This window comes from Saccharopolyspora sp. 6V, assembly GCF_020176785.1.
Taxonomy (GTDB): Bacteria; Actinomycetota; Actinomycetes; order Mycobacteriales; family Pseudonocardiaceae; genus Saccharopolyspora_C; species Saccharopolyspora_C gregorii.
In genome coordinates this window covers 20,628-44,688 of record NZ_JAIUKB010000056.1, presented here as the reverse complement: position 1 = coordinate 44,688, position 24,061 = coordinate 20,628, and the positions used below count along the sequence as shown (strand labels likewise).

22 protein-coding genes are annotated in these 24,061 nt (G+C 72.2%); 12 read left to right on the top strand and 10 right to left on the bottom strand.

The genetic code is table 11. The features are described from left to right. The first annotated feature begins 292 nt into the window (after positions 1–292). Together LCD35_RS12465 and LCD35_RS12460 are read left to right on the top strand one after the other, a co-directional pair. Positions 293–1,087 carry a DUF2334 domain-containing protein gene (locus LCD35_RS12465; RefSeq protein WP_224958039.1) on the top strand — a complete coding sequence of 265 codons (795 nt, stop codon included), beginning with the start codon at positions 293–295 and terminating at the stop codon, positions 1,085–1,087. Between the two features lie 120 nt (positions 1,088–1,207). Continuing rightward, the gene (locus LCD35_RS12460) at positions 1,208–1,609 is read left to right on the top strand and encodes an ATPase (protein WP_225044228.1); all 402 of its coding nucleotides are present in this window, start codon (positions 1,208–1,210) and stop codon (positions 1,607–1,609) included. A 24-nt stretch (positions 1,610–1,633) separates the two neighbouring features. Here the strand turns inward: LCD35_RS12460 and LCD35_RS12455 are convergent, their stop codons facing one another. Then, entirely contained in the window at positions 1,634–2,269 is a 636-nt protein-coding gene (locus LCD35_RS12455) for an MBL fold metallo-hydrolase (protein ID WP_224958037.1), read from the bottom strand. Positions 2,270–3,030: 761 nt separating this feature from the next. Here LCD35_RS12455 and purS point away from each other — a divergent pair. The 3 genes from purS to purL all read left to right on the top strand — a co-directional run bounded on the left by purS (position 3,031) and on the right by purL (position 6,441). After that, on the top strand, positions 3,031–3,270 hold the full coding sequence (gene purS, locus LCD35_RS12450) for a phosphoribosylformylglycinamidine synthase subunit PurS (RefSeq protein ID WP_224958036.1): 240 nt from the start codon (positions 3,031–3,033) through the stop codon (positions 3,268–3,270). A 136-nt stretch (positions 3,271–3,406) separates the two neighbouring features. Then, entirely contained in the window at positions 3,407–4,084 is a 678-nt protein-coding gene (gene purQ / locus LCD35_RS12445) for a phosphoribosylformylglycinamidine synthase subunit PurQ (protein WP_224968034.1), read from the top strand. A gap of 68 nt (positions 4,085–4,152) precedes the next feature. Further along, complete coding sequence (gene purL / locus LCD35_RS12440; protein WP_224958062.1) at positions 4,153–6,441, top strand: phosphoribosylformylglycinamidine synthase subunit PurL; 2,289 nt, start codon at positions 4,153–4,155, stop codon at positions 6,439–6,441. Between the two features lie 108 nt (positions 6,442–6,549). On the opposite strand, the gene LCD35_RS12435 is transcribed toward purL, so the two are convergent. Beyond that, positions 6,550–6,747 carry a DUF397 domain-containing protein gene (locus tag LCD35_RS12435; RefSeq protein WP_225044227.1) on the bottom strand — a complete coding sequence of 66 codons (198 nt, stop codon included), beginning with the start codon at positions 6,745–6,747 and terminating at the stop codon, positions 6,550–6,552. Next, entirely contained in the window at positions 6,744–7,586 is an 843-nt protein-coding gene (locus tag LCD35_RS12430) for a helix-turn-helix transcriptional regulator (RefSeq protein ID WP_225044226.1), read from the bottom strand. The genes LCD35_RS12435 and LCD35_RS12430 overlap by 4 nt, the downstream gene beginning before the upstream one ends. Positions 7,587–7,693: 107 nt before the next feature. Between LCD35_RS12430 and LCD35_RS12425 the strand changes: the two genes are divergently transcribed. Next, positions 7,694–7,894, top strand: a complete 201-nt coding sequence (locus LCD35_RS12425; protein WP_224958030.1) for a hypothetical protein — start codon at positions 7,694–7,696, stop codon at positions 7,892–7,894. 705 nt (positions 7,895–8,599) lie between these two features. Here the strand turns inward: LCD35_RS12425 and LCD35_RS12420 are convergent. Both LCD35_RS12420 and LCD35_RS12415 read right to left on the bottom strand, forming a co-directional pair. After that, positions 8,600–9,733 carry a pentapeptide repeat-containing protein gene (locus LCD35_RS12420; RefSeq protein ID WP_225044225.1) on the bottom strand — a complete coding sequence of 378 codons (1,134 nt, stop codon included), beginning with the start codon at positions 9,731–9,733 and terminating at the stop codon, positions 8,600–8,602. 40 nt (positions 9,734–9,773) lie between these two features. Continuing rightward, positions 9,774–10,493, bottom strand: a complete 720-nt coding sequence (locus LCD35_RS12415; protein WP_224967705.1) for a lysozyme — start codon at positions 10,491–10,493, stop codon at positions 9,774–9,776. 644 nt (positions 10,494–11,137) lie between these two features. Between LCD35_RS12415 and LCD35_RS12410 the strand changes: the two genes are divergently transcribed. Both LCD35_RS12410 and LCD35_RS12405 read left to right on the top strand, forming a co-directional pair. Beyond that, entirely contained in the window at positions 11,138–13,249 is a 2,112-nt protein-coding gene (locus LCD35_RS12410; RefSeq protein WP_224958027.1) for an EAL domain-containing protein, read from the top strand. A gap of 177 nt (positions 13,250–13,426) precedes the next feature. After that, positions 13,427–14,089, top strand: coding sequence for a DUF4232 domain-containing protein (locus LCD35_RS12405; RefSeq protein WP_224967707.1), 663 nt, complete (start codon positions 13,427–13,429; stop codon positions 14,087–14,089). A 63-nt stretch (positions 14,090–14,152) separates the two neighbouring features. On the opposite strand, the gene LCD35_RS12400 is transcribed toward LCD35_RS12405, so the two are convergent. The 3 genes from LCD35_RS12400 to LCD35_RS12390 form a co-directional block, all read right to left on the bottom strand. Next, positions 14,153–15,196, bottom strand: coding sequence for a glucose 1-dehydrogenase (locus LCD35_RS12400; protein ID WP_224958025.1), 1,044 nt, complete (start codon positions 15,194–15,196; stop codon positions 14,153–14,155). Next, a complete protein-coding gene (locus tag LCD35_RS12395) occupies positions 15,193–17,067 on the bottom strand; it encodes a glycoside hydrolase family 15 protein (protein WP_224958023.1) in 1,875 nt (624 codons plus the stop codon). The genes LCD35_RS12400 and LCD35_RS12395 overlap by 4 nt, the downstream gene beginning before the upstream one ends. A gap of 69 nt (positions 17,068–17,136) precedes the next feature. Then, positions 17,137–17,724, bottom strand: a complete 588-nt coding sequence (locus LCD35_RS12390) for a type VII secretion system-associated protein (protein WP_224958021.1) — start codon at positions 17,722–17,724, stop codon at positions 17,137–17,139. Between the two features lie 338 nt (positions 17,725–18,062). Here LCD35_RS12390 and LCD35_RS12385 point away from each other — a divergent pair, with 338 nt between their 5' ends. From LCD35_RS12385 to LCD35_RS12375, 3 genes are all read left to right on the top strand, one after another. Next, entirely contained in the window at positions 18,063–18,500 is a 438-nt protein-coding gene (locus tag LCD35_RS12385) for a PRC-barrel domain-containing protein (protein WP_224958019.1), read from the top strand. Positions 18,501–19,060: 560 nt separating this feature from the next. Further along, on the top strand, positions 19,061–20,245 hold the full coding sequence (locus LCD35_RS12380; RefSeq protein WP_225044224.1) for a S8 family peptidase: 1,185 nt from the start codon (positions 19,061–19,063) through the stop codon (positions 20,243–20,245). Between the two features lie 264 nt (positions 20,246–20,509). Beyond that, the gene (locus tag LCD35_RS12375) at positions 20,510–21,331 is read left to right on the top strand and encodes a DNA-binding response regulator (RefSeq protein WP_225044223.1); all 822 of its coding nucleotides are present in this window, start codon (positions 20,510–20,512) and stop codon (positions 21,329–21,331) included. A 44-nt stretch (positions 21,332–21,375) separates the two neighbouring features. On the opposite strand, the gene LCD35_RS12370 is transcribed toward LCD35_RS12375, so the two are convergent. Next, on the bottom strand, positions 21,376–22,473 hold the full coding sequence (locus tag LCD35_RS12370; protein WP_224967709.1) for a serine hydrolase: 1,098 nt from the start codon (positions 22,471–22,473) through the stop codon (positions 21,376–21,378). 199 nt (positions 22,474–22,672) lie between these two features. Here LCD35_RS12370 and LCD35_RS12365 point away from each other — a divergent pair, with 199 nt between their 5' ends. After that, positions 22,673–23,056 carry a sterol carrier family protein gene (locus LCD35_RS12365; protein ID WP_224958013.1) on the top strand — a complete coding sequence of 128 codons (384 nt, stop codon included), beginning with the start codon at positions 22,673–22,675 and terminating at the stop codon, positions 23,054–23,056. Between the two features lie 181 nt (positions 23,057–23,237). Here LCD35_RS12365 and LCD35_RS12360 read toward each other — a convergent pair whose 3' ends face one another. Continuing rightward, positions 23,238–23,744 (bottom strand): hypothetical protein, encoded by a 507-nt coding sequence (locus LCD35_RS12360; protein ID WP_224958012.1) that lies wholly within the window; start codon positions 23,742–23,744, stop codon positions 23,238–23,240. Between the last annotated feature and the right edge of the window lie 317 nt (positions 23,745–24,061).

Sequence of the window (24,061 nt, the reverse complement as noted above, 5' to 3'; positions counted from 1 at the left end):
GTTCGCCGACCCCTGGTCTGCTGATGCCCGGCTCGACGACCTCCGGTCCGCGGACGCCTGATCTGCGGGCGCCCGGTCTGCGGACAGCCTGGCTCGGGACCGCCGGTTCGGCGACCTCCGGTCTGGGGGACACCTGGCTTGCGGACGCCCGGCCTGCGGGCCTCCGGTCCGCGGACGCCGACTCGCGGACGTCCGGCCTGCTTGATCGCCCGGGCGACGTTCGCCCGATCTGCGCCGTTCGGTCACCCGGCGGTCAGGGCCGGGACACCCGGGTGCGGCCCAATGGTGAGCCGTGGGCTTTCCGCTGGTCGTCTCCCTGTCGGGGCTCGGAGACCGGGCGCTGGAGCACTGCGCCGGGTTCGCCGCCGAGCTGGATCTGCGCCGCGTCCCGCTGACGCTGCTGGTGGCGCCGCGCCCGAACGGCACCGCGCCACCGGGGCCGGACCGGCCCGCGGTGAGCTGGGTGCGGGAGCGGCGCCGCCTCGGGGACGCGGTGGCGCTGCACGGCTTCGACCACGCCCCGCACGCGCAGCGGCTGCTGCCGAGGGTGGCGTCGTCCGGTCCGACGGCCGCGGTCCGCGGTGCCGAGTTCGCCGCGCTCCCCGCGCACGAGGCCGGGCTGCGGCTGCACGCCGCGGCCGCCGCCCTGGACCGGCTGGGGCTGCGCGCCGAACTGTTCGTGCCGCCGCGCTGGCTGTCCTCGCCGGGCACGGTGACGGCGCTGCGCAGGCGGGACTTCGCGGTGTGCGCCGACGCGCTGGGCGTGCACGAGCTGCGCACCGGACGGGTGCACCGCGCCCGGGTGCACGCACTCGGGCCGGGCGCCCGGGTGGAGCACTGGTGGTGCCGGGCGCTGGTGCTGGGCGTGAGCCGGGCGGCCCGGCGCGGTCGGCCGGTGCGGCTGGCGGTGGACGCCGCCGACCTGGCGCGGTCCGGTTCGCGGCAGGCCGTGCTGGACGCGGTCGACCTCGCGCTGCACCACGGCGCGGAGCCCGCGACCTACGCCGCGTTCGCCGCCACCGCCGTCCCCCGCCGGCTGATGCCGCTGCCCGCCGCGATCCGCAACCTCGACCCGCTCTCCAGCTGAGGCGGACCGTGCGCTGCCGAGCGGGTGAAGGGGCTTTCACCTCGGGCTCAGGGTGAGCTCATCCGCGGCCGCGAAGCTCGATCTCGTCCAGGAGGAAAGCGACCGGGAGGACGAGGACGGATGCGGATCAGGAAACCGAGCAGGGCGGTGCTGGCCACCGCGGCGATCGTGGGCGTGCTGGGGGTCGGTGGCGCGGGCGTCGCGCTCGCGGGCGCGGGTACCGGCGCGGTGCCGGCGAACCCGGCCGCCGGAGCACCCGCGAGGTGGGACGACGACGGGCCGTGGGACGACGACCGCTTCGACGACGGGCCGTGGGACGACGCGGACGACCGGGCGGAAGCCGAGGCCGAGGCGCGGCTGCGGGCGGGCGCTCCGGCACCGCTGCCGCCGGGCGCGGCCGAGCGGCACGACGACCGGGACGACCGGCTCGACGACGACCGGGACGACCGGCTCGACGATCGGGATGACGACCACGACGACGACCGCTTCGACGACGACCACGACGACCACCACGACGACTGATCCACCAGCGGCCGCGGCGGTGTCCTACACGGAGGTCGCCGCGGCCCGGTCCAGCACGGCCACGTCGGTGTCCTGCGGCGCGAGCTGCTCGAACATCCGGTGGTGCATCGCGGGCGAGGCCAGCACGGCCTCGTGGATGGGCACCGCGACCCGCGGCGCGACGGCGCGCAGGAAGTCCACGGCCTCGGAGAGCTTCAGCCACGGCGCCCCGGTGGGCAGTCCCAGCACGTCGATCCGCTGTTCGGGCACGTGGAAGGAGTCACCGGGGTGGTAGAAGGCGCCGTGGTCGACGACGAGCCCGACGTTGTCGATCACCGGGATGTCCGGGTGGATCACGGCGTGCTGGCCGCCGACGACGTTCACGGCGGCCCCGCCGAGTTCGAACGCGTCCCCGGGCCGGACCGCTTCGGCCTGGAAGCCCTGGCCGGTGACGATGTCCGCGGTGGCCGGGTCGGTGATGAGCCGCGCGCCGGGGTTGGCCCCGAGCAGCCCGGGCAGCCGGTCGGCGTCGAGGTGGTCGAAGTGCTGGTGGGTGATGAGCACCGCGTCGAGGTCCCGCAGCTCCTCGAACCCCTGGGAGAACGCGCCGGGGTCGATGAGCAGCCGCGCCTGCCCGGTGTCCACCAGCACGCACGCGTGTCCGAAGTGTGTGATCTTCATCGGCTCGCCCTCCCCGGACGCATCGGTGTCGCCCTCCAGCTTCCCAGAGCGGTGCGCGAGGTCGTTTCCGGTGCGGCAGGGCGTTCGGTCCGGTTCGCCGGGAGGTGGCCGGGAAACGGGTCGCGGAATTCGAGTTCTCCCATTCGGGTGAGACCAGGAACGCATCGCGGAACTGACATGTCCGGAGCTTCCCGTTGCGCCGCTGATCGGGGGGTGTGCAGCGCAACGGGAAGCGTTCCGGGGATTCCGCTGGGGGTGGCGGAATCCCCGCCGCCCCGCGTCGCGCGAACGGTTCTCCGCGCGCCTGCGGTGGCGGTTCCACCCGGCCTGTTCGGGCTCTGCGGCCGGGGAGCTGGGGTTTCGTCGGTGTCCGGGGTGTGCGGTGCGGTCCACGCGGTGCTCGTCGTGGCCCGCCTTCCGGTGTTGCCATGAGGAAGACGTGCGAAGTCCGGTGAACGTTCCGCGAATGCGGCGGAAAGTGCCGGAGGACACAGCGTGAAAATGCTTTTCTGCGCAATGCTGCTGAATTCGGCTGAGCAGCACTGCGCGGAAAGCGGGAGTGGATTCGCGTGACCTCCCCCGGCCGGATGAACGGTGACGATTTGGTCGCGGAGCGTGGCCGGATGTGGTCCACGGCGCTTCCGGTGCACCTGTCTGCGAGGGCGAACCCGCAGCTCAGTTACCCTTTGCAGGTACTGCTGGACATCCATCCCTGTCCTGCACGGGGCAGGAGGATCTGCACGAATCCGGGAGCATCGCCCGTGGCCCGAGTCGTCGTCGACGTCATGCCCAAGCAGGAGATTCTCGACCCGCAGGGTCAGGCGGTGGCCGCTGCGCTGCCCCGGCTCGGCTTCGAGGGCATCTCCGAAGTCCGCCAGGGGAAGCGGTTCGAGCTGGAGGTCGCCGACGACGTCGACGACGCCGCGCTCGCCCAGATCGCCGAAACGCTGCTGGCCAACCCCGTGATCGAGAACTTCGTCGTCCGCAGGGTGGAAGCATGAGCGATTTCGGGCCCACTCCAGTCCTGCGTGACCGCACCTCAGGGGAACGTGACGCAAGCCGGCCACGAGGAACCACGGAACGCGAGGTTCGGCCGGGCGCAACCACCACTGCGAATCGCGGAGAGGCGGTACCGGCATGAGCCCGAAGATCGGCGTCATCACCTTCCCCGGCACCCTCGACGACGTGGACGCGCAGCGCGCGGTCCGCAAGGCGGGTGCCGAGGCGGTGCCGCTGTGGCACGCCGACGCGGACCTGCGCGGCGTGGACGCGGTGGTCGTGCCGGGCGGGTTCTCCTACGGGGACTACCTGCGCTGCGGCGCGATCGCGAAGTTCGCCCCGGTGATGGGCGAGGTGGTGCGCGCCGCCGGGCAGGGGATGCCGGTGCTGGGCATCTGCAACGGCTTCCAGATCCTGTGCGAGGCCGGGCTGCTGCCGGGTGCGCTGACCCGCAACTCGGGCTTGCACTTCGTGTGCCGCGACCAGTGGCTGAAGGTCGAGAACAACTCCTCCGCGTGGACGTCCCGCTACGACGCGGGCGCCGAGCTGCTGATCCCGCTGAAGTCCGGTGAGGGCGCCTACATGGCGGACCAGGCCGTGCTGGACGAGCTGGAGGGCGAGGGCCGGGTGCTGTTCCGGTACCTGGAGGACGACCCGAACGGTTCCCTGCGCGGCATCGCGGGCATCACCGACGCGCGCGGCCGGGTCGCCGGCCTGATGCCGCACCCGGAGCACGCGATCGACCCGCTGACCGGGCCCACCGATGACGGCCTCGGCATGTTCCTGTCCGCTCTCGACGTACTGGTGGCAGCGTGAGCAACAACGAGCACGACGCGACGGCCGCCGCGGTGGCCGCGGTCGCCGACGGCCCGGAGGCGGATCCGGTGGAGTCCCGGCCGGAGCTGGACACGGTGGGCATCGCGAAGTCCTCGCCGGACCTGGCGCAGCCGTACCGCGAGCTGGGCCTGAAGGACGACGAGTACGAGCGGATCAAGGAGATCCTGGGCCGCCGCCCCACCGACGCCGAACTGGCGATGTACTCGGTGATGTGGAGCGAGCACTGCTCGTACAAGTCCTCGAAGGTGCACCTGAAGTACTTCGGCGAGACCACGACGCCGGAGATGCGGGAGAAGATGCTCGCCGGCATCGGCGAGAACGCGGGCGTGGTGGACATCGGCGACGGCTGGGCGGTCACGTTCAAGCTGGAGTCGCACAACCACCCGTCGTACGTGGAGCCGTACCAGGGCGCGGCCACGGGTGTCGGCGGCATCGTCCGCGACATCATGGCGATGGGCGCCCGCCCGGTCGCGGTGGCGGACCCGCTGCGCTTCGGCCCGGCGGACGCGCCGGACACCCGCCGGGTGCTGCCGGGCGTGGTGGCCGGGGTCGGCGGCTACGGGAACTGCCTGGGGCTGCCGAACATCGGCGGCGAGGTCGTGTTCGACGAGTCCTACGCGGGCAACCCGCTGGTGAACGCGATGTGCGTCGGCGTGATGAAGACCGAGGACCTGCACCTCGCGCACGCCTCCGGCACCGGCAACAAGATCATCCTGTTCGGTGCCCGCACGGGCCTGGACGGCATCGGCGGTGTCTCGGTGCTGGCGTCGGAGACCTTCGACGACGCCGAGGGCGGCACGGGCCGCAAGAAGCTCCCGAGCGTGCAGGTCGGCGACCCGTTCACCGAGAAGGTGCTGATCGAGTGCTGCCTGGACCTGTACCACTCGGGTCTGGTCGTGGGCATCCAGGACCTGGGCGGCGCCGGCCTGTCCTGCGCGACCTCGGAGCTGGCCTCGGCCGGTGACGGCGGGATGCGCGTGGACCTGGACCGGGTGCCGCTGCGCGCGTCGGGCATGAACCCGGCGGAGGTCCTCTCCAGCGAATCCCAGGAGCGCATGTGCGCCGTCGTCGAACCGTCCCGCGTGGACGAGTTCATGGCGGTGTGCGCGAAGTGGGACGTGCTCGCGACGGTGATCGGCGAGGTCACCGACGGCGAGAACCTGGAGATCTACTGGCACGACGAGCTGGTCGTGGACGTGCCGCCGCGCACCGTCGCCCACCAGGGCCCGGTGTACGAGCGGCCGGTGCAGCGCCCCGGTGAGCAGGACCTGATCGCCGCGGACAACGCGAACACCCTCGCCCGCCCGTCCACCCCGGACGAGCTGCGGGAGACGCTGCTGACGATGGCGGCGTCGCCGAACCTGTGCTCCCGCGAGTGGGTCACCAGCCAGTACGACCGCTACGTGCGGGGCAACACGGTGCTGGCCCAGCCCTCGGACGGCGGCGTGCTGCGCATCGACGAGGAGACGGGCCGCGGCATCGCCGTCGCCACCGACTGCAACGCCCGCTACACGCGGCTGGACCCGTACGCGGGTGCGCAGCTGGCGCTGGCCGAGGCGTACCGCAACGTGGCCACCACGGGGGCGACCCCGATGGCGGTGACGAACTGCCTGAACTTCGGTTCGCCGGAGGACCCGGGCGTGATGTGGCAGTTCCAGCAGGCGGTGCAGGGGCTGGCGGACGGCTGCGCGGAGCTGGGCATCCCGGTGACGGGCGGCAACGTCAGCTTCTACAACCAGACCGGCAGCCAGCCGATCCTGCCGACGCCGGTGGTCGGCGTGCTCGGCACGATCGACGACGTCACCCGCCGCATCCCCACCGGCATCGGTGGCGAGGAGGGCGAGACGCTGCTGCTGCTCGGGGACACCCGCGAGGAGTTCGGCGGTTCGGAGTGGGCGCGCGTCGCCCACGACCACCTCGGCGGCACCCCGCCGAAGGTGGACCTGGCCCGGGAGAAGCTGCTGGCCGACGTGCTGCTGGCCGGTTCCCGCGACGGCATGATCTCCGCCGCGCACGACCTGTCCGAGGGCGGGCTGGCGCAGGCGCTGGTCGAGACGGCGCTGGTCGGCGAGTGCGGTGCCCGCGTGGTGCTGCCGGAGGGCGTGGACCCGTTCGTCGCGCTGTTCTCCGAGTCGGCGGGCCGCGTGCTGGTGGCGGTGCCGCGCAGCGAGGAGCTGCGGTTCACCGAGATGTGCGCGGCGCGCGAGTTGCCGTGCGCGAAGGTCGGCGTCGCCGACGCGGGCACGTCGAGCCTGGACATCCAGGACATCGCCGAGATCCCGCTCGCGGAGCTCCGCGAGGCGTGGGAGGGCACCCTCCCGGCGCTCTTCGGCTGACGTTCCCACCCGGACGGGGCGCCACCCCGACCAGGGGCGGCGGGCCGTTCCGCGTCGTGGGCGCGGCTCGTTCGCTCGGTCGGGCCGGTCGAACGGGCCGTCGGACGATCAGCGGTCGTAGCGGCCGGAGCCGATCGCGGTGAGGAACGCCGCCCAGCGGGCGGAGTCGATGCGGAGGGTCCCGCCGTCGCGGTCCTTCGTGTCCCGCACGCCCGCGATCCCCGGCGCCCCGCCGACTTCCACGCAGGTCTGCGTCGCGGAGGTCCGCGTGCTGGTGCGCCATCCGCTGATCTCGCTGGAGGTCACGATCTCTCCTCGTCCCACTTGCGTTCGTAGCTGCTCAAGACCTCGACGGATTCGTCGACGTCGAGCGCGCAGGTGAGAACGGTATCCCGCAGCGTGCGGTAAGCGGAAACATCTTCAGGTTCGTCCAGGAAGGCGCTGGAGCGGTGATGTTCCACGTGGACGATGGAAGGAGCCTTGGCGTACTCGTAGAAGACGAACGTGCCGTCGATTCCGGGATGGACGCCTAGCGGCAAGACCTGGATGGTGACGTTCGGAAGGCTCGCCATCTCGACGAGGTGGCGGAGCTGCTCGGCCATCACGTCGTGCGGTCCGACCGGCCGGAGCAGGACGACTTCGTCGATCAGCGCGACCAATTCCGCCGGAACACGTCGGCGCGTGATGACGTCCTGCCGCCCGAGCCGGACGGCGACGCGGGTTTCGGCATCGGCTTCGGACACGCCACCACCCAGCATGAGCGCCCGCGTGTACGCGGCCGTCTGCAACAAGCCCGGGACGACGGTGATGTTCAGCTCGGTGATGCGGCGGGCGTCCCGCTCGAATCCGAGAACGGCGGTGAGCTGGCTCGACAGCCCCGAGGACGTGGTTTCCCACCAACCCGGTTGGTGCAGGTCGTGCGCCATCCCCAGCAGCCGGTCGCGCTCCGTCCCGGTCACCCCGATGATCGCGAGGATGGCGGCGAGGTCCGCTTCGGTGATAGCGCGGGCGCCGCTCTCCACGCGCGACATGGTGGCCTTCGACCAGCCGAGGCGCTGCGCCACCGCTTGGGCTTCCCAGCCGGACTTCTTGCGCGCGTCGCGGATTTCGGCCGCCAGAGCACGTTGTCGCGCACCACTCGCCATGCGCCGAGCCTAGATCGGCTCGGCGATCACGAACGATGTCCCCCTATCGGATCATGGACACCAGTTTCTGAAACTGGCATTGTTTGCGGAAACCAGGAGGTGGTCCGATGGCTGTTCCGATCTGGGCCGCGTCGTGCGGGCCGGTGGATTCGCGGTGGCACGGGGTGCGGCGGTCCGATGGTGGTGCGTTGCCGGCGTGGTGCGGGGTGTTCGTGTACGGGCCGGTGCACCTGCGGCGGGGTGCGTGTCCGGACGGTGTGTTCGATCGGGACGCCTGCCGGGAGTGCGTGGCGGTGGGTGATGGTTGAGCGGCATTTCTGGCGTCCTGGTGGGGATTCCGTGCGGCATGCGTTCCGGGGTCGTCGGTGGTGCGGTGAGTCGAGTGCGGTGTCGGTGTGCGGTGCCGGGGTGGAGTTGGCTTCCGATCCGTCCGAACAGGACTGGGTGGTGGCCCCGACCTGCACCGCCTGCAACGAGGTGCTGCGCGCCGAGCTCCCGAGGCCCGAGCCGGGTCTGTTCGGCTGAACCGCTGAGATCCGAGCCGAACCTGTTCGGCCGGACTCCCCGGGGCCTGACACCGAACCTGTTCGGTCGAATTCCCGGGGCCTGGCACCGAACCTGTTCTGTTGAAGACTCCCGGGTCGGACGGGACCCCTCTCCCCGTCCCGTTCCCGTCCCGGGCAGGCCTCCCGCCGGTCGCGGCGCCGGAAACCCCGACCCGGCCCGCGCCAGGGAGGCGGGAGCGGGGGCGCACCACTCAGGTGCGCCCCCGCTCACCCCTACCGCACGGCTCGTTCGGCCGCGGGGCCACGTAGAACCCGCCCGAGGTGGCTTCGTGGAACGACTCGTCGGCGAGCGCCCGCTTGATCACCCCGAGCAGCGTAGGGCCCGCTGCGGAGTGCGTAACGGCGCGATGGTCCCGGCACGGCACTCCCCCGACTCGACGTGGGCCGCCCCCGCGGGTGGGCCCCGGTGGAACCGCGAGGCTCCTCGCGAGTCCTGCCGGTCCGCTGTCACGACCCGGCGCGCGGTGGCTGCTCGGGGGAGGCCGTCAGGTCCCAGCCGTTGAGGTGGGAGACGGGGGCGACCCGGGACTCCTCGGCGCGCAGTTCGACGGGCGGGGCGGTGCCGCCGAGGTCCAGGCCGCCGATCAGCCGCGCCGACCGCAGGTCCACCGCCCCGTCGAAGCGGGCGTCGCGCACGTACCACCGCTGCTCGCCCGTGAGCCGCTTGCAGTCCACCGATCCGCGGAACACCGACCGGGCGAAGTCGCAGGGTGCGACGGTCCGAGCGCCGCGCAGCTCCACCGGCCCCGCGAACTCGACGTCGGTGGCCCGGATCCGCCCGAGGAACACCGAGTCCCGCAGGTGCACGCCGCCGCGGAACACCGCACCGCTGAAGACCGTGGTGTGCCGGAAGCGGCAGCGGTAGGCGGCGATGCGCCCGACGATGCGGTCTTCGAGGGAGAACCGCTCCAGCCAGGCGCGGGTCAGGTCCAGGTCGTGGATCGGTGCGTCCGGGGTGTCCCGGTGCGGCAGCAGTGCGACGACGAGCCGCTGCGCGGTCTGCCGCGCGTGCCGCTCCCGCTCCAGCTCCGGTGCGATCTCGGGGAGGTCGCCGCCCGGCAGCAGTTCCGGGAGAGTCCACTTCGGATGGTCGAACGGCCTGCGCAGGTAGGAGCACAGCACGTCCAGCACGGTCTGCGCGTACTGCGGCCTGGTGCGGGCGAGAGCGGCCAGCGAGTGCATCGCGCCGACCCGGACCTGGTCGGCGTCGTGCCCGAGCAGCTCCACGGCGCGGGCGAAGCGCTCGTCGTCGGCGCGGTCCCGGTCGTGGCCGGTGCGGCGGTCCTCCAGCTCCTGCCGCCTGCGCTCCAGGTCGTAGCGCTCCCGGTCGAGCTCCTGGCGCTGCTGGTCGAGTTCCTGGCGGCGTTCCTCGACGCGGCGTCGGCGGTCGTTGAGCCAGAGGGCGTAGAGGGCGACGACGGATCCGGCGGCGAGTCCGCCGGTGCGGAGGGCGTCGGCGCCGGTGCTGCGGGGGTCGAACACCAGCAGCGCGGTGCTGACCCCGCACAGCACGAACACCGCCACGACGATCGTCCCGGCCAGTCCCGCCCGGCGCAGCCGCCGCGTCCCCCACTCGTCCACGGGGCGATCTTCGCAGCCGGCGGCTCCCGGCGGGGCCGGATCAGCCGCGAGCGATGGCTTCGAGCTGGGAGTAGGCGCCGTTGAACGCGTTCTGGTCGATCGGCGTCGAGCTGTACTGCCAGAACGTGTGGAAGCCCCAGCCGTACGGCAGCGCTCCCACGCTGCCCGCGTAGCGCGCGACCCACAGCGGGCTCGTCGAGCTGAAGTCGCCGCGCGCGCACTGGTTCCACCAGTTCGTGCTGGTGTAGATCACCGGGTACCGGCCGGTGCGGTGGAAGTACGTGTCGGAGAAGTCCTTGATCCACGCGGTCATCGAGCCCTGCGAGTGCCCGTAGCAGGTGTCGCCGTACGGGTTGTACTCCACGTCCAGCGCGCCGGGCAGCGTCTTGCCGTCGGGCGACCAGCCGCCGCCGTGGTCGACGAAGAAGTTCGCCTGCGCCGCGCCGCTGGAGACGTCCGGCAGCGCGAAGTGGTAGGCGCCGCGGATCATGCCGACGTCGTAGGACCCGTTGTACTGCTGGGCGAAGTACGGGTTCCGGTAAGTGGTGCCCTCGGTGGCCTTCACGAACGCGAACCGCTTGCCCTGGCCCCAGTACGCGGGCCAGTCCACGTTCTGCTGGTGCCCGCTGACGTCGATGCCCTCGACGGTGGCGAGCGGGGACTTGTCTGGCGCGCCGCGGGTCTCGTCGCCGCCTTCGTGCTTGCGGATCTGGGAGCCCATCGCGTGGTCGGTCGCCGGCTTGTCGGCCTGGGTGCTCATCGCTTCCTCCGATCGGAGAGGGGATGTGCCGGCGTGCGCGGGGATCGCGAGCAGCGCGCACGCCCAGGTGATCGAGAGTAGGGAGATCAGGCCGCGCCGGCGAGCGCGTCCACTCGAATGCGTCATCGAAGGTGGCCCTCTCGAAGAGTCGAAGCCGGTGTCGGGGTCGGGCGTCCGCCTAGCCCGAAAGTGTGGCGAATGTTTTTCAGCTTTCGCAGCGCGAACGTGGGTGAATGACCGGAATGGCGCAATCCGGACGCCGCGGTCACGTCGAGCGACATCTCAGCCGGAGTGAGGGGAATCCGCATGTTTTGACCGCTCCCGACCCGACCGTCGGGTGAACGGCACCTCGGCCCGGCCCGTCGCCGGGCCTGCTGGCCTGCCGGATCGACACGGATGGCTACCCTGGGTGGGCGGGAATGCGGGTTCGACCGCTCAGCGCCACCGGTCGTATGCTCCGGGGACCCGCTTCACCAGGCACAACCGGGCCACCGAAGGACGAACCGGGCACCGGGCGCAATCGGGGCACCTGACCGGCGGGCCACGGCCGAGGGGGCGAACCGACGACGCACGAGTGGAGGGGCGCCACGGGAATGACGGGGTGGACCACGCCGGTCCCGAACACCCGGGAAACGGAGCCGGCGGTGAGCAGAACGGACCGCAGGCGGTTCGCGGCGGTCTGGGCGCAGACCTTGATGGGCACCAGCTACGTGCCCATGACCAGCGCCGAAGTCGAAGGCCGCCTGCTCGGCTACACCGAGCGCCTGGTCGAATCGCTGCTCTCCGACCCGTTCGACCCGGCCGCCGCGCAGGACGTCGGCGACGACCTGGTGGCCGTGCACTTCACCAGCGCCGACTCGCTCGCCCGCACCATCGACCTGATCGGCGACCAGTTCCTCGACGTGCTGCATCTCGACGACGGGCCCGGCTGGCGGCGGCGCATCGCCGCGCTGCAGGGCTCGCTGTGCACCGGGTTCGTCCAGGCCGCCCGCAAGCGCACCCTCGACGAGCAGGAAGCCATCCGGCAGGCCGTGCTCGACGCGCGCGACGCCGTCGAACAGGCCCTGCGCACCAGCGAGGCCCGGTTCCGGGCGATCTTCGCCGAAGCCGCCATCGGCATCTGCATCGCGGACATGGCCGGGCAGGTCCTGGAGGTCAACTCCTCGCTGCGGCGCATCCTCGGGCGCCCCACCGAGGAGCTGAAGCGGATGACCACGCACGACCTGCTGCACCCCGCCGACTCCGAGGGCTTCTGGCGGCTCTACGAGGAGCTCGTCCGCGGCGAGCGCGACCAGTACCGGGTGGAGAAGCAGTTCACCCGCCCCGACGGCGGCCGCGCCTGGACCGACGTGATCGTCTCGCTGGTGCGCGGTGAGGACGGCATGCCGCTGTACCAGGTCGCGATGATCGAGGACGTCACCGACCGCAAGCTCCTCCAGGACCGGCTGCGCCACCAGGCGATGCACGACCCGCTGACCGGGCTGCCGAACCGGGCGCTGTTCATGGAGCGGCTGACCTCCGCGATGCGCACCAGGCAGGACGGCGAGCGGGTCGCGCTCTGCTACATGGACCTGGACGGGTTCAAGGTCATCAACGACAGCCTCGGCCACCACGTCGGCGACGACCTGCTCGTCGCGGTGTCCGAGCGGCTCGCGATGTCCGTGCACGGCGAGGACCGCCTGGTCGCTCGGATGGGCGGCGACGAGTTCGTCATCCTCATCGAGGACTCCGCGAGCACCGAGCAGGCCATCGAGATCGCCGACGAGATCCTCGACGCCCTCGTCGAGCCCATCCGCATCGGTGGCCACGAGCTGTCCGTCTCCGCCAGCATCGGCATCGTCGAACGCCCCGTGCACGGCCAGAGCGCCGCCGAGCTCATGCGCGACGCCGACGTCACGCTGTACTGGGCCAAGGCCGAGGGCAAAGGCCAGTGGGCGTTGTTCGACCCGGACCGCAACGCCACCGAAGTCGCCCAGTACCGGCTGTCGGCGACCATGCCCGCCGCGCTGGAGCGCGAGGAGTTCTACGTCGAGTACCAGCCGCTGGTGGGGCTGCGCGAGTACGGCGTCGTCGGCGTCGAAGCCCTCGCCCGCTGGTGGCACCCCGACCTCGGCAGGCTCGGCCCGGACCGGTTCATCGCGCTCGCCGAGGAGACCGGGCTGATCGTGCCGCTGGGCCGCTGGGTGCTGCGGCAGGCGTGCAAGCAGGCGAAGGAGTGGCAGGACGAGTTCGGCGACGCGGCCCCGTTCGTCAGCGTCAACCTCGCCGTGCGGCAGTCCCGCGACCCCAACCTCGCCTCCGACGTGGAGACGATCCTGCGCGAGACCGACCTCGACCCGTCCCGGCTGCAGCTGGAGCTCACCGAGAGCGCGGTGATGGGCACCGCCGACGAACCCATCGAAACGCTGTGGGCGCTGACGAAGATGGGCGTGCGGATCGCCATCGACGACTTCGGCACCGGTTACTCGAACCTCGCCTACCTGCGGCACCTGCCGGTGCACGAGCTGAAGATCGCCGGTTCGTTCATGTCCGGGCTGCGCGACCCGGAGAAGGCCGATCCGGTGGACGCCCGCATCGTCGGCACCCTCGTGGACCTCGCGCACACCCTCGGGCTCACCGTCACCGCCGAAGGCGTCGAGACGCACGCCCAGGCGCGGCGGATGGCGGAGATCGGCTGCGAGACCGGGCAGGGCTACTTCTTCGCCCGCCCGTGCTCCCCGGAGCGCATCCGAGCGTTCATCGCCGACCACGTGTGACGGTTCCGCACCGTCCTCTTCGGCCGGTCCGGGCCGCTCACCTGCGCGAACCGAGAAGTTCGCCGGGTGATTCGAATTTTTTCGATCGGATGCGCAACTCGCCGAGCGGGTGGACGTCTTACGAGTAGAGAAGCGCGGGGGGACACCGGCGCACACCCGAGGGGAAGGTTCGAACTGATGTTGAAGCGGACTCGTACGGCTACCACGGCGGCGGCACTGGTCGGCGGTGCGCTGCTGCTCGCCGGTTGCGGCGGCCCGGCGGCGTCGAACTCCGCGGTGGGCCAGGAAGGCATGGGGTCCGACCTCGCGCCTTCGGCCGGGCAGGAGGGCATGGGCTCCGACCTCGCCCCCACCGACGACCACGCCAGCGGCACGCACGACGACATCTCCGCCTCCAACTGCTCGGCGGACGACTTCACGTTCACCATGCAGGCGCAGCCCTCCGACGCGGGCAGCACCAAGATGTTCCTGCTCCAGATGGAGAACACCTCCGACAAGTCCTGCGAGCTCGGCGGCTGGGCCGACGTCACGCCGACCAACATGGCCGGCGAGAAGATCGAAGCGCCCTCCGAGAACGTCAACGAGCCCGGCCCGGACCAGAACCTCACCCTGGAGCCCGGCAAGAGCGCCTTCTCCGGCGTGAAGATCGTGAGCGCCGAGAAGTCCGACCCGGACGCCCAGGTCGCCTCCGGCTTCACCGCCGAGCCCACCGACATGCAGGGCGAGGCGAACGTCGACGTGAAGGACCTCAACGGCGAGAGCGGCACCCTGGAGATGGCGGTCAAGAGCATGCAGATCGGCACCCTCCAGTCGTCGCCGCAGGGCGTCGTCGCGTTCTGATCCGCACCGCGAACACCGCGAGCCCGCGCCGGAGGTCGGCGCGGGCTCGTCGCGTTCCCGGGGTCAGACCTGCAGGTCGACCACCGGTTTCACGTCGTCCGGCTTCCGGTCCAGGGCCTGCGGCCAGTCGTCCAGCGGAACCCGGCGGGTGATCAGGTCGGCCAGCCAGTCCTGGTCCGCGTCGGACAGCGACCGCACCGCCTGCTGGTAGTGCCGCAGGTTCGCGTTCACGCTGCCCACCACCACGTCGTTGTCCAGCACCAGCTCGTCGTTGATCGCGCCGGCCGGGACCGGCAGCGTCCGGTCGTGCCCGGCGATGCCGGTGAGCACCGTGATCGCGTTCCGCGCGGTGCGGCGCAGCACCTCGAACACCACCTCGCCGGCGCCGGTCGCCTCGATCACCACGTCCGGTTCGCAGCCCAGGTCGTCCATCGAGGTGTGGTACGTCGCGCCCAGCCGCCGCACCAGCTCCGGCTTCGGCCCGTCGGTCACCTGGTCCAGCACGTGCACGTCCAGCCCGCGCTGCACGCCCAGCAGCGCCCCCAGCAGCCCGATCGCCCCCGCGCCGGTGACCAGCGCGTGCCGCGGCGCGTAGTAGGCGCGGCGGCCGATCAGCTCGGCCTGCTCCCACGCCTTCGCCACCACCGATGCCGGTTCGGTCAGCACCCCGCGGTCGCCCAACCGGGCGGGCACCTTGATCGCGAAGCGGGGTTCGATGGTCCAGCGCTGCGCGCCGAACCCGTCCAGCTCCTTGATGCCGCACTCGGTGAACTCGCCGTTCAGGCAGAAGTCCCACTGGCCCGCCGCGCACGCCGGGCACGGGTGCGGGTCGGGGCGGCGCACCACGCCCACCACCAGGTCGCCCTCGCTGAACCCGCTGATCGCGGGCGCGTACCGCACCCGGCCCAGCGATTCGTGGAACAGCACCATCCGGTCCCGGCCGGGCGGCAGCGCCCCGTGCGACGCGTGCGCCACGTCGTGGTCCGTCGCGCACGACCCGACCAGCAGGCCGTCCACCAGCAGTTCGCCCGGGCCCGGCGTGGGCTCCGGGAGTTCGGAGACCGCAACCGAATCCGGTTCTCCCGGTACCACCGTCGCCGCCTTCACCGCGAATCCTTCCCGTTGCGCCTGCTCGACTCGCCCCGAGTGTGCCCGCCGTGGAGGACCGCGGCCGAATTGACCAGCGCCAAGTGGCTGAACGCCTGCGGGAAGTTCCCGGTGAACCGTCCGGAGTGGACGTCGAACTCCTCGGCGTACAGCCCCACGTCGTTGGCGAGCGCCACGAGCTCGTCGAACATGGCCACCGCCTCGTCCCGCCGCCCGCTCAACGCCAGCGCGTCCACCAGCCAGAACGAGCACGCCAGGAACGAGCCCTCGCGGCCGCTGAGCCCGTCGACCTCGTTGGTGTCCTCGCCCGTCGTGTACCGGTCCACCAGCACGCCGCGGCGCAGCTCCCGCTCCACCACCCGGATCGTGCTGCGCACCCGTTCGTCGTCGCCGGGCAGGAAGCCCACCGAGGGGATGAGCAGCGTCGCCGCGTCCACCGTGGTCCCGCCGTAGTACTGGGTGAACGCGCCCAGCTCCGGGTTCCAGCCCTTGGCCAGCACCTCCGCGTGCACCTCGTCGCGCAGCTCCCGCCAGTGCTCCACCGGGCCCGGCAGCCCGTCCTCCTCGGCGGCCCGCACGGCGCGGTCGAACGCCACCCACACCATCACCCGGGAATGGGTGAAGTGCCGGTCCGGTCCGCGCACCTCCCACAGGCCCTTGTCCGGCTGCTGCCAGATCGTCGCCAGGTGCCGGAGCATCCCGCGCTGCAACGCCCAGGTGTCGGCGTTCTCCGCGACCCCGCGCTCCCGGGCCAGGTGCAGCGCGTCCATCACCTCGCCGTACACGTCGAGCTGCTGCTGGCGGAACGCGCCGTTGCCGACGCGCACCGGCTGCGCGCCCTGGTAGCCGGCGAGCCAGTCCACCTCCCACTCCAGCAGGTGCCGCTCTCCGTCCACGCCGTACATGATCTGCACGCCCGCCGGATCGCCCGCCACGGCGCGCACCAGCCAGCGCCGCCACGCCGCCGCCTCCGCGGAGCAGCCGAAGTTGTCCAGCGCCAGCAGCACCAGCGTCGCGTCCCGCAGCCAGCAGTAGCGGTAGTCCCAGTTCCGGTTGCCGCCGAACGCCTCCGGCAGCGAGGTGGTGGGGGCGGCGATGATGCCGCCGGTGGGGGCGTAGGTGAGCGCCTTGAGCGTGGCCAGCGACCGGTACACGGCCGCCGCGTGCGGGCCGGAGTAGTCGATCTTCTCGGTCCACTCGTGCCAGAAGTCCGCGCTGTCCTGCGTCTCCTGCACCGGGTCCATCGGCGGCGGGACCGTCTCGTGGTCGCTGGACCACTGCATCACCCACGAGCGGCGCTGCCCCTCGCTCACGGTGAACACCAGCTCGTGGGCGCGCTCGTGCGGAACCCGCTGCGGCAGCAGGTCACCGCGCAGCACCGCGGTGTGCGGGCCGGCGATCGCCAGGATGTACTCGTCGGGTTCCGGCTCGGCCTGCCGCACGTGCCGCACCCACGGCACCGAGTCGCCGTAGGCGAAGCGCACGATCCAGCGCAGCCGCACGTCGACCTCGCCGGAGACGCCCTCCACCATCCGCACCAGACACGGCGGGTCGTGCTGGTTCTTCTCGTGCGGCGGCATGCTGTCGACCAGCCGGAGCACGCCGCCGTCGGTGTGGAACTCGGTCTCCAGCACCAGCGAGTTGTCCCGGTAGCGGCGCCGCACCTCGCGCACCGGTTCGTCCGGGACGATCTGCCAGTGCCCGTCGCGGCCGTCGCCGAGCAGGCGGCTGAAGCAGGACGGCGAGTCGAAGCGCGGCAGGCACAGCCAGTCCACCGAACCGTCGACGCCCACGAGCGCCGCGGTGCGCAGATCGGACAGCAGGGCGTAGTGCTCGATGGGGCCGGGCGGGCCGACGGGTTGATCGCTCACCTGGCCGAGGCTAGGCATCGACGCCCCGGACGACCACCTCCGCTGCGGCGGTCGTCCCGGGGCGGGTGGTCAGTTGGGGGCCGCCGTGTCCACGAGGACGTGGTGCGGGATGACGGCGCGCACCGCGTCGTCCAGGTTCAGCCCCAGGTCCAGGCCGTCCAGCAGCGCGGGCAGGTCGCCCCCGGCCACGCGGCGGGAACCGGGCCAGCTCTCCGGCACCCGCTCCGCCGAGGTGCAGGCGGGGACCAGCTGGCTGCCGTCGTCCAGCTCGGCGACGTAGACGGCCGGTTCGCCCGCGCCGTCCTCCGGGTCGTAGAGCAGCACGTCGGCGGCGAGCACCGCGGGCGCCAGCTCGGTGTCGGGGGCCTCGCCGGTGGCGATGCGGTGCAGCACCCGCTCCAGCTCGTTCACCGGTTCGGGCAGCGCGAAGGTGAGATCCGAGGGCTCGTACTCGTCGTTGTACTGGAACTCCGGGTCGATCTCGCCGTCCGCGTCGATGTGGAAGGCGCCCACGACGCCTTCCGGCGGCACGTCGTCCCCGGACTCCTGGTAGCCGGGGTCGACGATGTAGAGCCAGCTGTTCGGAGTCTGCCTGGCCTGCTCCCGCATCTCGTCGGTGATCGGCGGCGGTCCGGGGCGGTCGGGTTGCTCTGACATGGCGCTGGCGTCCTTCGTCGGCTGGGTGGTGGAGCTCGACCGGACGCGGCCGGCGCGATCGTCGCCGATCCCGCGGGTTCCTCGCCCGTGCGAGGTGTACCCATCGAGCCTCCCAGTTCTACCGGCCGGTGCCGGGTGGATCACCTGGCGGGTCCGTCCATCCCGGCAGGACGGTGCCGGGTCGCGCGGTGGCCGATCACGGATTCGCCGCCGCGGCAAGGGGTTCCGGCGATGTTCCGGGACCGGTGACGCTGGTCGCGGATCCATCTTTCCGAGGTGCCGGTCCGGTCGCGGGCGGGGCAGACTGGGCGGGCGGCGAGTTCGGGGAGGCGGTCGGCATGATCGGTCAGCGGGAAGCACTGCACCTGTTCGGGTGCGAGGTCTTCGACCCGGCGGGGCACCGCATCGGCATCGTCGGGCAGCTGTTCCTCGACGAGACCACCGAACAACCCGCGTGGATCACCGTGCAGACCGGCCTGTTCGGCACCAACGAGAGCTTCGTCCCGCTGGAGGGCGCCGCGTTCGACGGGGACACGCTCACCGTCTCGGTGCTCAAGGACACGGTGCGCCACGCGCCGCACGTGCGGCTCGACGACGGCGACCTGCTGCTGGAGCAGGAGCACGCGCTGTACCTGTACTACGGCCTGGAGTACGGGGTGGCCCCCGCCGAACCGGCCGCGCCGGACGCGGACCAGGTCGTCGCGGAGGGCGAGCTGCCGCAGGAGTACGTGGAGGCGGTGCGGCTCAAGCTCCGCCGCTGGGTCGCCGCGACCTGATCCCCGGGCGCGATCCCGGTGCGGAATCCGATGCGGATCCGGTACGGATACGGGCGCGTTCCCGGCGCCATCCCGGCGCGATCCGAGGTGTGACGCGTCCACCCGCTGGGAAATGCACTCCGTTCCCGGGACCGCGCAGCGCATTCTTCCGAGGCCTCCCCGAATGGCGCAACGAGCGGGGGAATCTCCTTTTCGAGACCGCCGCCGGGGGCCGATTCGTGCCGCCATCGGGGTGAACGGGCCGCTCCCCGCCGCTCATTCTGCGCGCTGCGTGCTCGCCGGCTCATCCGCTCGCCGGTGCGCCGCCAGTCTTGCGAACCAATTCGGGGGAAATGGCGAATGCGGTGCGCTGAGCGTCGAACGGGCATTGAAGTCGCAGGTGGGAAGGGTGTTGACGATTTTCCGGCCTGCGCCGTTGAATGGTGCTCCCACGTCCGCGCAAGGGTTTGACCACTAATCGCCAAGTGCGCAAATCCGCTTGTCCCCGTGGCTTACGTTCCGTTTTGCACCATCAGATCGCCGTTCGGCCTCACCCGGGCGGCGCTGAAGGAAGAGGGACCATGACGAAAATGCTCTCCCGAAGCAGGTTGGCCGGAGCGGGAATCACCGCGGCCGCGCTCGTGTTCGCCGGTGCCCCGGCGTTCGCGGCGCCGACGCTCGCCCCGCTGACCTTGCACCCCGAAGCGGCGGTGCTGTCCGCGGACGGCGCCGCCGACTCCTACGTCGTCGATCTCCAGGACGGGCAGGACCCGGCCGCGGTCGCCGCCGAGCTCGGCGTGCGCACCGACCACCTCTACACGCACAGCCTGACCGGGTTCTCCGCGGAGCTGACCCCCGAGCAGCTGCGGGCGGTGCGCGCGAGCCACGACGTGGAAGGCGTGTCGCAGAACTTCCGCATCCAGGTCGAGCAGCCGCAGCGGCCCGCCGAGGTCGGTTCGTGGGGCCTGGACCGGTTGGACCAGCCGAACCTGCCGCTCGACGGGAACTACGCGCCGAACGGCACCGGTGCGGGCGTGACGGCCTACATCGTCGACACCGGCATCGACCCGACCCACCCGGACTTCGAGGGCCGCGCGTCGATCGGCTTCGACGCGACCGGCGGCGACGGTGCCGACGGGCACGGCCACGGCACCCACGTGGCGGGCACCATCGGGTCCGCGACCTACGGCGTGGCCAAGGGCGCCGACCTGGTCGGGGTGAAGGTCCTCGACGACAACGGCAGCGGCACCACCGCGGACATCATCGCCGGGCTGGACTGGGTCGCCCAGGACGCCGACGGTCCCGCGGTGGCGAACCTGTCGCTGGGCGGCAGCAAGGATCCGGCGCTCAACGAGGCCGCCACGGGCCTGGTCGACGAGGGCGTGTTCCTGGCGGTCGCGGCGGGCAACGAGGCGCAGGACGCCGAGAACGTCTCCCCGGCCAGCGCGGAGGGCGTGTTCACCACGGCGGCCTCCGACGAGACCGACGCCTCCGCCGAGTTCACCAACTTCGGCGCCACCGTCGAGGGCTACGCCCCCGGCGTGGACATCGTGTCGCTCGCGCCCGGTGGCGGGACCGCGACGTTCAGCGGCACCTCGATGGCCAGCCCGCACGTGGCCGGGGTCGCGGCGCTGCACCTGGCGGCGAACGCGGGCGCCGCGCCCGCGGACGTGATCAGCGGGTTGCAGGGTTCCGCGTCGGCGGACGTCATCGGCGGCGCCCCGTCCGGCACGATCGCCGACCTGCTGCAGACCGGCGAGCTGTGAGTTGATCGGACCGGTCCCCGCCTCCGCGCCGGAGGCGGGGACCGGTGCGCGCCGCGGGTTGGCACGTTCAGCGGAGGGGCCGCGACCGCCGAATGGTGTTCGACAAAGGTTGAGCGGTGCCCTACGGCAAAAGTGGGTTCCCGGGACGATCTCAAGCTGGTTACGGTATCGATCGAGGGGGCCGCTCGCTGCCTCTCGCGGAACTGGTCCAGACCAAGATCGACTGGGCCCCGCCCGCGAAGGCACGTCACGAAGGGGTGTGCCGTGTTATCCGGATACACCGAGGCGCCTGAGCGCGCACAACCGACCACGTCGGAGCTGCCCGGCCGGACCAGGCCCGCGGCGACCGACGCGGAACGCGCGGTGCGCTCCCAGGTCGAAGCGCGCGAAGCCGTCGTTTCCGTCGCCCGCCCGGCCAAGGCCCAGGCGGGCGGCTCGGGCGGAGTGCTCCAGGTCGTGCACGGGGCCCGCCGCGTCGGCTGGGCCGCCTACGAACTCCAGCGCAGCGCCACCGAACTCGTGCAGGGCGTCGCGAAACCGCCCTACGCCGCCACCGGATCGCTGGACTCGCTGGAATCCCGCAAGCTCGCCGAGGGCGTCGCCTACCAGGTGCTCTACGACCGCTCGGCGCTCGCCCGCTCCCCGCAGCTGGAGCTGACCTCGCGGCTGGTGGCGCTCGGCGAGCAGGCCCGCGTGGTGCACGTGGCGCCGACGAAGATGATCGTGGTGGACAACGAGGTGGCGCTGCTGCCGCTGACCACCACGGAGCACACGGTCGAGAGCGCGGTGGTGATCCGCAGCTCCGCCATGCTCGTCGCGGTGATGCGCATCTTCGAGGACATGTGGCGGTTCGCCGCCCCGTTCACCTCCGAGCAGGAACGGCTCGTCGGCGACGACCAGCCCTCCGAGGAGGAGCGCTGGATCCTGTCGCTGCTGGCCTCCGGCGCCACCGACGACACGATCGGCAGGCTGATGGGCTTCAGCGCCCGCACCGCCCACCGGCGGGTGCGCGAACTGATCGCCCGACTCGGCGTCGAAACCCGGTTCCAGGCGGGGATGCAGGCCGTCAAGCTCGGCTGGCTCTGACCGGACGGCCCGCCCGCCGCGTCCGGCGAACGGGCCGCGGCGGATCAGCCGCACAACGCCGAACCGGTCACCTCCGCCAGCAGCGGCGAGTCGATCTGCGCGTTGGTCAGCACCGAGGCGTTCCCGCCGTCCTCGGTCACCTCGGTGAGCGAGAGGTAGCCCTCGCCGGAACCGCTGTGCCCCCAGGCCGCCCCGCCGCAGGCCAGCGGCCTGCTGATCAGCCCGAGGCCGGCCGCGTTGCCGCCGCCCTCCGGGATCGGCACCGTCCGCTTCATCTCGGCGAGCGCGGCGGGCGAGGTGAGCTCGCCGTCGAGCAGCGCCCGGTAGAACCGCACCAGGTCCCGCTGCGTGGAGATGATCGCGCCGGAGGTCGCGGACCGGGACGGCTCCGAGTTCGTCGTGACGTCGAACCACAGGTCGAACGGCGGCACCCGCCCGCCGCGGTACCCGTTGACCCGCGGTTCCGGCACGGACCGGTCGCCCGCCGCGGGGTACGTGGTGTCCGCCAGCCCCAGCGGCCGGATGATCCGCTCGGTGAGGGCGGTGCCCACCGGCTCGCCGGTGATCCGCTCGATGAGCATGCCGAGCACCAGGTAGTTCGTGTTGGCGTACACGAACTCCCCGCCGGGCTCGTGCACCGGCGGACTGCTCAGCCCCGCGCGCACCAGGGATTCCAACGAGTAGGTCCCGTCCGGCCCCGGTCGCGGATCGGGTAGTCCGGCCGGGACCCCGCTGGTGTGCTGCAGCAGGTGCCGGACCGTGATGGCGCCGCCGTCGTAGCCGACGCCCGCGACCACGCCGGGCAGGTAGCGCTCGATCGGCGCGTCGAGCTCGACCGAGCCCTCGTCGACCAGCTGGAGGACGGTGGTGGCGGTGAATGTCTTGGTCTGGCTGTAGGCGCGGAAGTGGTCGGTGGAGCGCAGCGGCCGGGCGGTGCCCACCTGGGCGGTGCCCGCGCTCAGCTCCCAGCTCCCGGCCGGGTCCCCGCCGTGCACGCCGGCGCCCGGGCCGGTCTGCGCCTGGTAGGCGTTGAGCACGTCCTGGACGTCCGGCGGCGCGGCCTGCGCGGCGGTGCTGCCCACCAGGGCGGTGACGACCACGGCGGTGAGCGCCGCTCGGCGTGCGGTGCGAATGCTGCTCATTCCGGTTCCCCTCAGCGGATGGTGCCGTCCCCAGCAGGGGCCGCGCCCGTCCGGTGCGCCCCCTCCGACAGCAGAGCCGGAGCCTAGGGACGGCGCGGTGCGCCTCCGGTGCGTTCGGCCGGAACCGGCCGGGGTTTCGCCCGGTCGGCCCAGCGGTGCGGGCTCGGGAAGAGCTCCGGGCGAGTCCTAAGCTGGCCGCATGCCTCCACGTCGGCGGGTCGACCCGCACGAACTGCGCGCGGCGATCGACGCGGTCGCCCCGTGGCTGGCCGACGAGGCGCGGCGCCCGGCGCGCGCGGAGACCGCGGCCGCGGTCCGGTCGAGCCTGCGCACCTTGGAGGAGATCGCGCCCGGCCGCACCGTCGAGGTGCGGGTGCCGCCGTACGCCGCCGTGCAGTGCGTCGCAGGCCCCGAGCACACCCGCGGCACCCCGCCGAACGTGATCGAGACCGATCCGCGCACCTGGCTGCTGCTGGCCACCGGTGAGCTGGACTTCGCCACCGCGGTCGAGGACGGCCGGGTCAGCGCCTCCGGGTCCCGGGCCGACCTCACCGCGTGGCTCCCCCTGGTCCGCGCGTCTTGACCGAATTCTTTCCGGCTCTTGTTGTGGAGCACTGGGGTGGCGGAACCTCGCCGCCTGCCTGTGAGCCTGCCGACGGGTCCTCGGTCGTTCCCCTGTCAGCGGCGAAGCCGCTGAGCGGCGACCACCAGAGCAAGAGGAGAACCCGCCACCCCGGTGCTCCGCAGCACCAGTGAGTCCTCGGTCAGTGCGCCGACTTCAGCAGCACGACCAGCAGGCCCAGCCCGATGAGAACCAGGACGAGCACCGCGCGCTTCCACCACGGCAACCGCGTGCGCCGCACCGCGAGCACCGCGAACACGCCCATCGTGGCGACCAGGAACCAGATGCTCGTCCACGTCGCCACCGCGAACGGCACCCGGCCCAGCGCCGAGCCGACCAGCAGCAGCACCGGCAGCACCGCGGCCTGCAGGATCTGCCCGGAGGTGCGCAGCATCCGCGCCGGGTGCAGCGGTTCCGCCACCACTTCCCGCACGGCGAGGTGCGCGACGTACTCGGAGAGCAGGCTCGCCGCCCACAGCCCGCCCGTGGCCACCACCACGTCCAGCACCGCCGTCCACGGCTCCACGTGCTCGCCGGGATGCCGCACGAGCACCAGCAGCGTGCTCAGGCAGGCGATGGAGCCGTAGATCCGTTCGCGCAGCACCGAGGCGATGTGCTCGGCCCGGGCGCTGTCGCTGCGTGAGGTCATGGCGACGTTTCTAGCCGCAGGCCCGGGGAACTCGGCCCGCGGGCCGAACGGCCGGGGGCGCTGCTCCGATCGGCGGCCGCCCGAGGACCGGTCGGCGCAACGCCCGCTGCGAGTGCTGCCCGCGCGGCCACCTCGGGTGAGCGGGCGGGTGCGGACGGGGGTGGCCACCGCGATGACCGGGTTCACACCGGTGGCACGCCCTCGTCGAAAGTCCTGCTCAACGGGGGTGCTCGTCGTGGTTCGCGGAGGCGGCCGGTCATCCGGCCTTCGACGCCCGTTTACACTGAGGCGTAACTCCGACTCCGTCCTCCAGGGAG

What these genes read in the sequence shown, in the direction of transcription:
- LCD35_RS12385 (WP_224958019.1), top strand. Translation starts at nt 18,063, where the DNA reads ATGATCGGTCAGCGGGAAGCACTGCACCTGTTCGGGTGCGAGGTCTTC.
- LCD35_RS12430 (WP_225044226.1), bottom strand. Translation starts at nt 7,586, where the DNA reads ATGGCGAGTGGTGCGCGACAACGTGCTCTGGCGGCCGAAATCCGCGAC.
- LCD35_RS12360 (WP_224958012.1), bottom strand. Translation starts at nt 23,744, where the DNA reads ATGACCTCACGCAGCGACAGCGCCCGGGCCGAGCACATCGCCTCGGTG.
- purQ (WP_224968034.1), top strand. Translation starts at nt 3,407, where the DNA reads ATGAGCCCGAAGATCGGCGTCATCACCTTCCCCGGCACCCTCGACGAC.
- LCD35_RS12425 (WP_224958030.1), top strand. Translation starts at nt 7,694, where the DNA reads ATGGCTGTTCCGATCTGGGCCGCGTCGTGCGGGCCGGTGGATTCGCGG.
- LCD35_RS12365 (WP_224958013.1), top strand. Translation starts at nt 22,673, where the DNA reads ATGCCTCCACGTCGGCGGGTCGACCCGCACGAACTGCGCGCGGCGATC.
- LCD35_RS12405 (WP_224967707.1), top strand. Translation starts at nt 13,427, where the DNA reads ATGTTGAAGCGGACTCGTACGGCTACCACGGCGGCGGCACTGGTCGGC.
- LCD35_RS12415 (WP_224967705.1), bottom strand. Translation starts at nt 10,493, where the DNA reads ATGAGCACCCAGGCCGACAAGCCGGCGACCGACCACGCGATGGGCTCC.
- LCD35_RS12390 (WP_224958021.1), bottom strand. Translation starts at nt 17,724, where the DNA reads ATGTCAGAGCAACCCGACCGCCCCGGACCGCCGCCGATCACCGACGAG.
- LCD35_RS12380 (WP_225044224.1), top strand. Translation starts at nt 19,061, where the DNA reads ATGACGAAAATGCTCTCCCGAAGCAGGTTGGCCGGAGCGGGAATCACC.
- LCD35_RS12460 (WP_225044228.1), top strand. Translation starts at nt 1,208, where the DNA reads ATGCGGATCAGGAAACCGAGCAGGGCGGTGCTGGCCACCGCGGCGATC.
- LCD35_RS12370 (WP_224967709.1), bottom strand. Translation starts at nt 22,473, where the DNA reads ATGAGCAGCATTCGCACCGCACGCCGAGCGGCGCTCACCGCCGTGGTC.
- LCD35_RS12455 (WP_224958037.1), bottom strand. Translation starts at nt 2,269, where the DNA reads ATGAAGATCACACACTTCGGACACGCGTGCGTGCTGGTGGACACCGGG.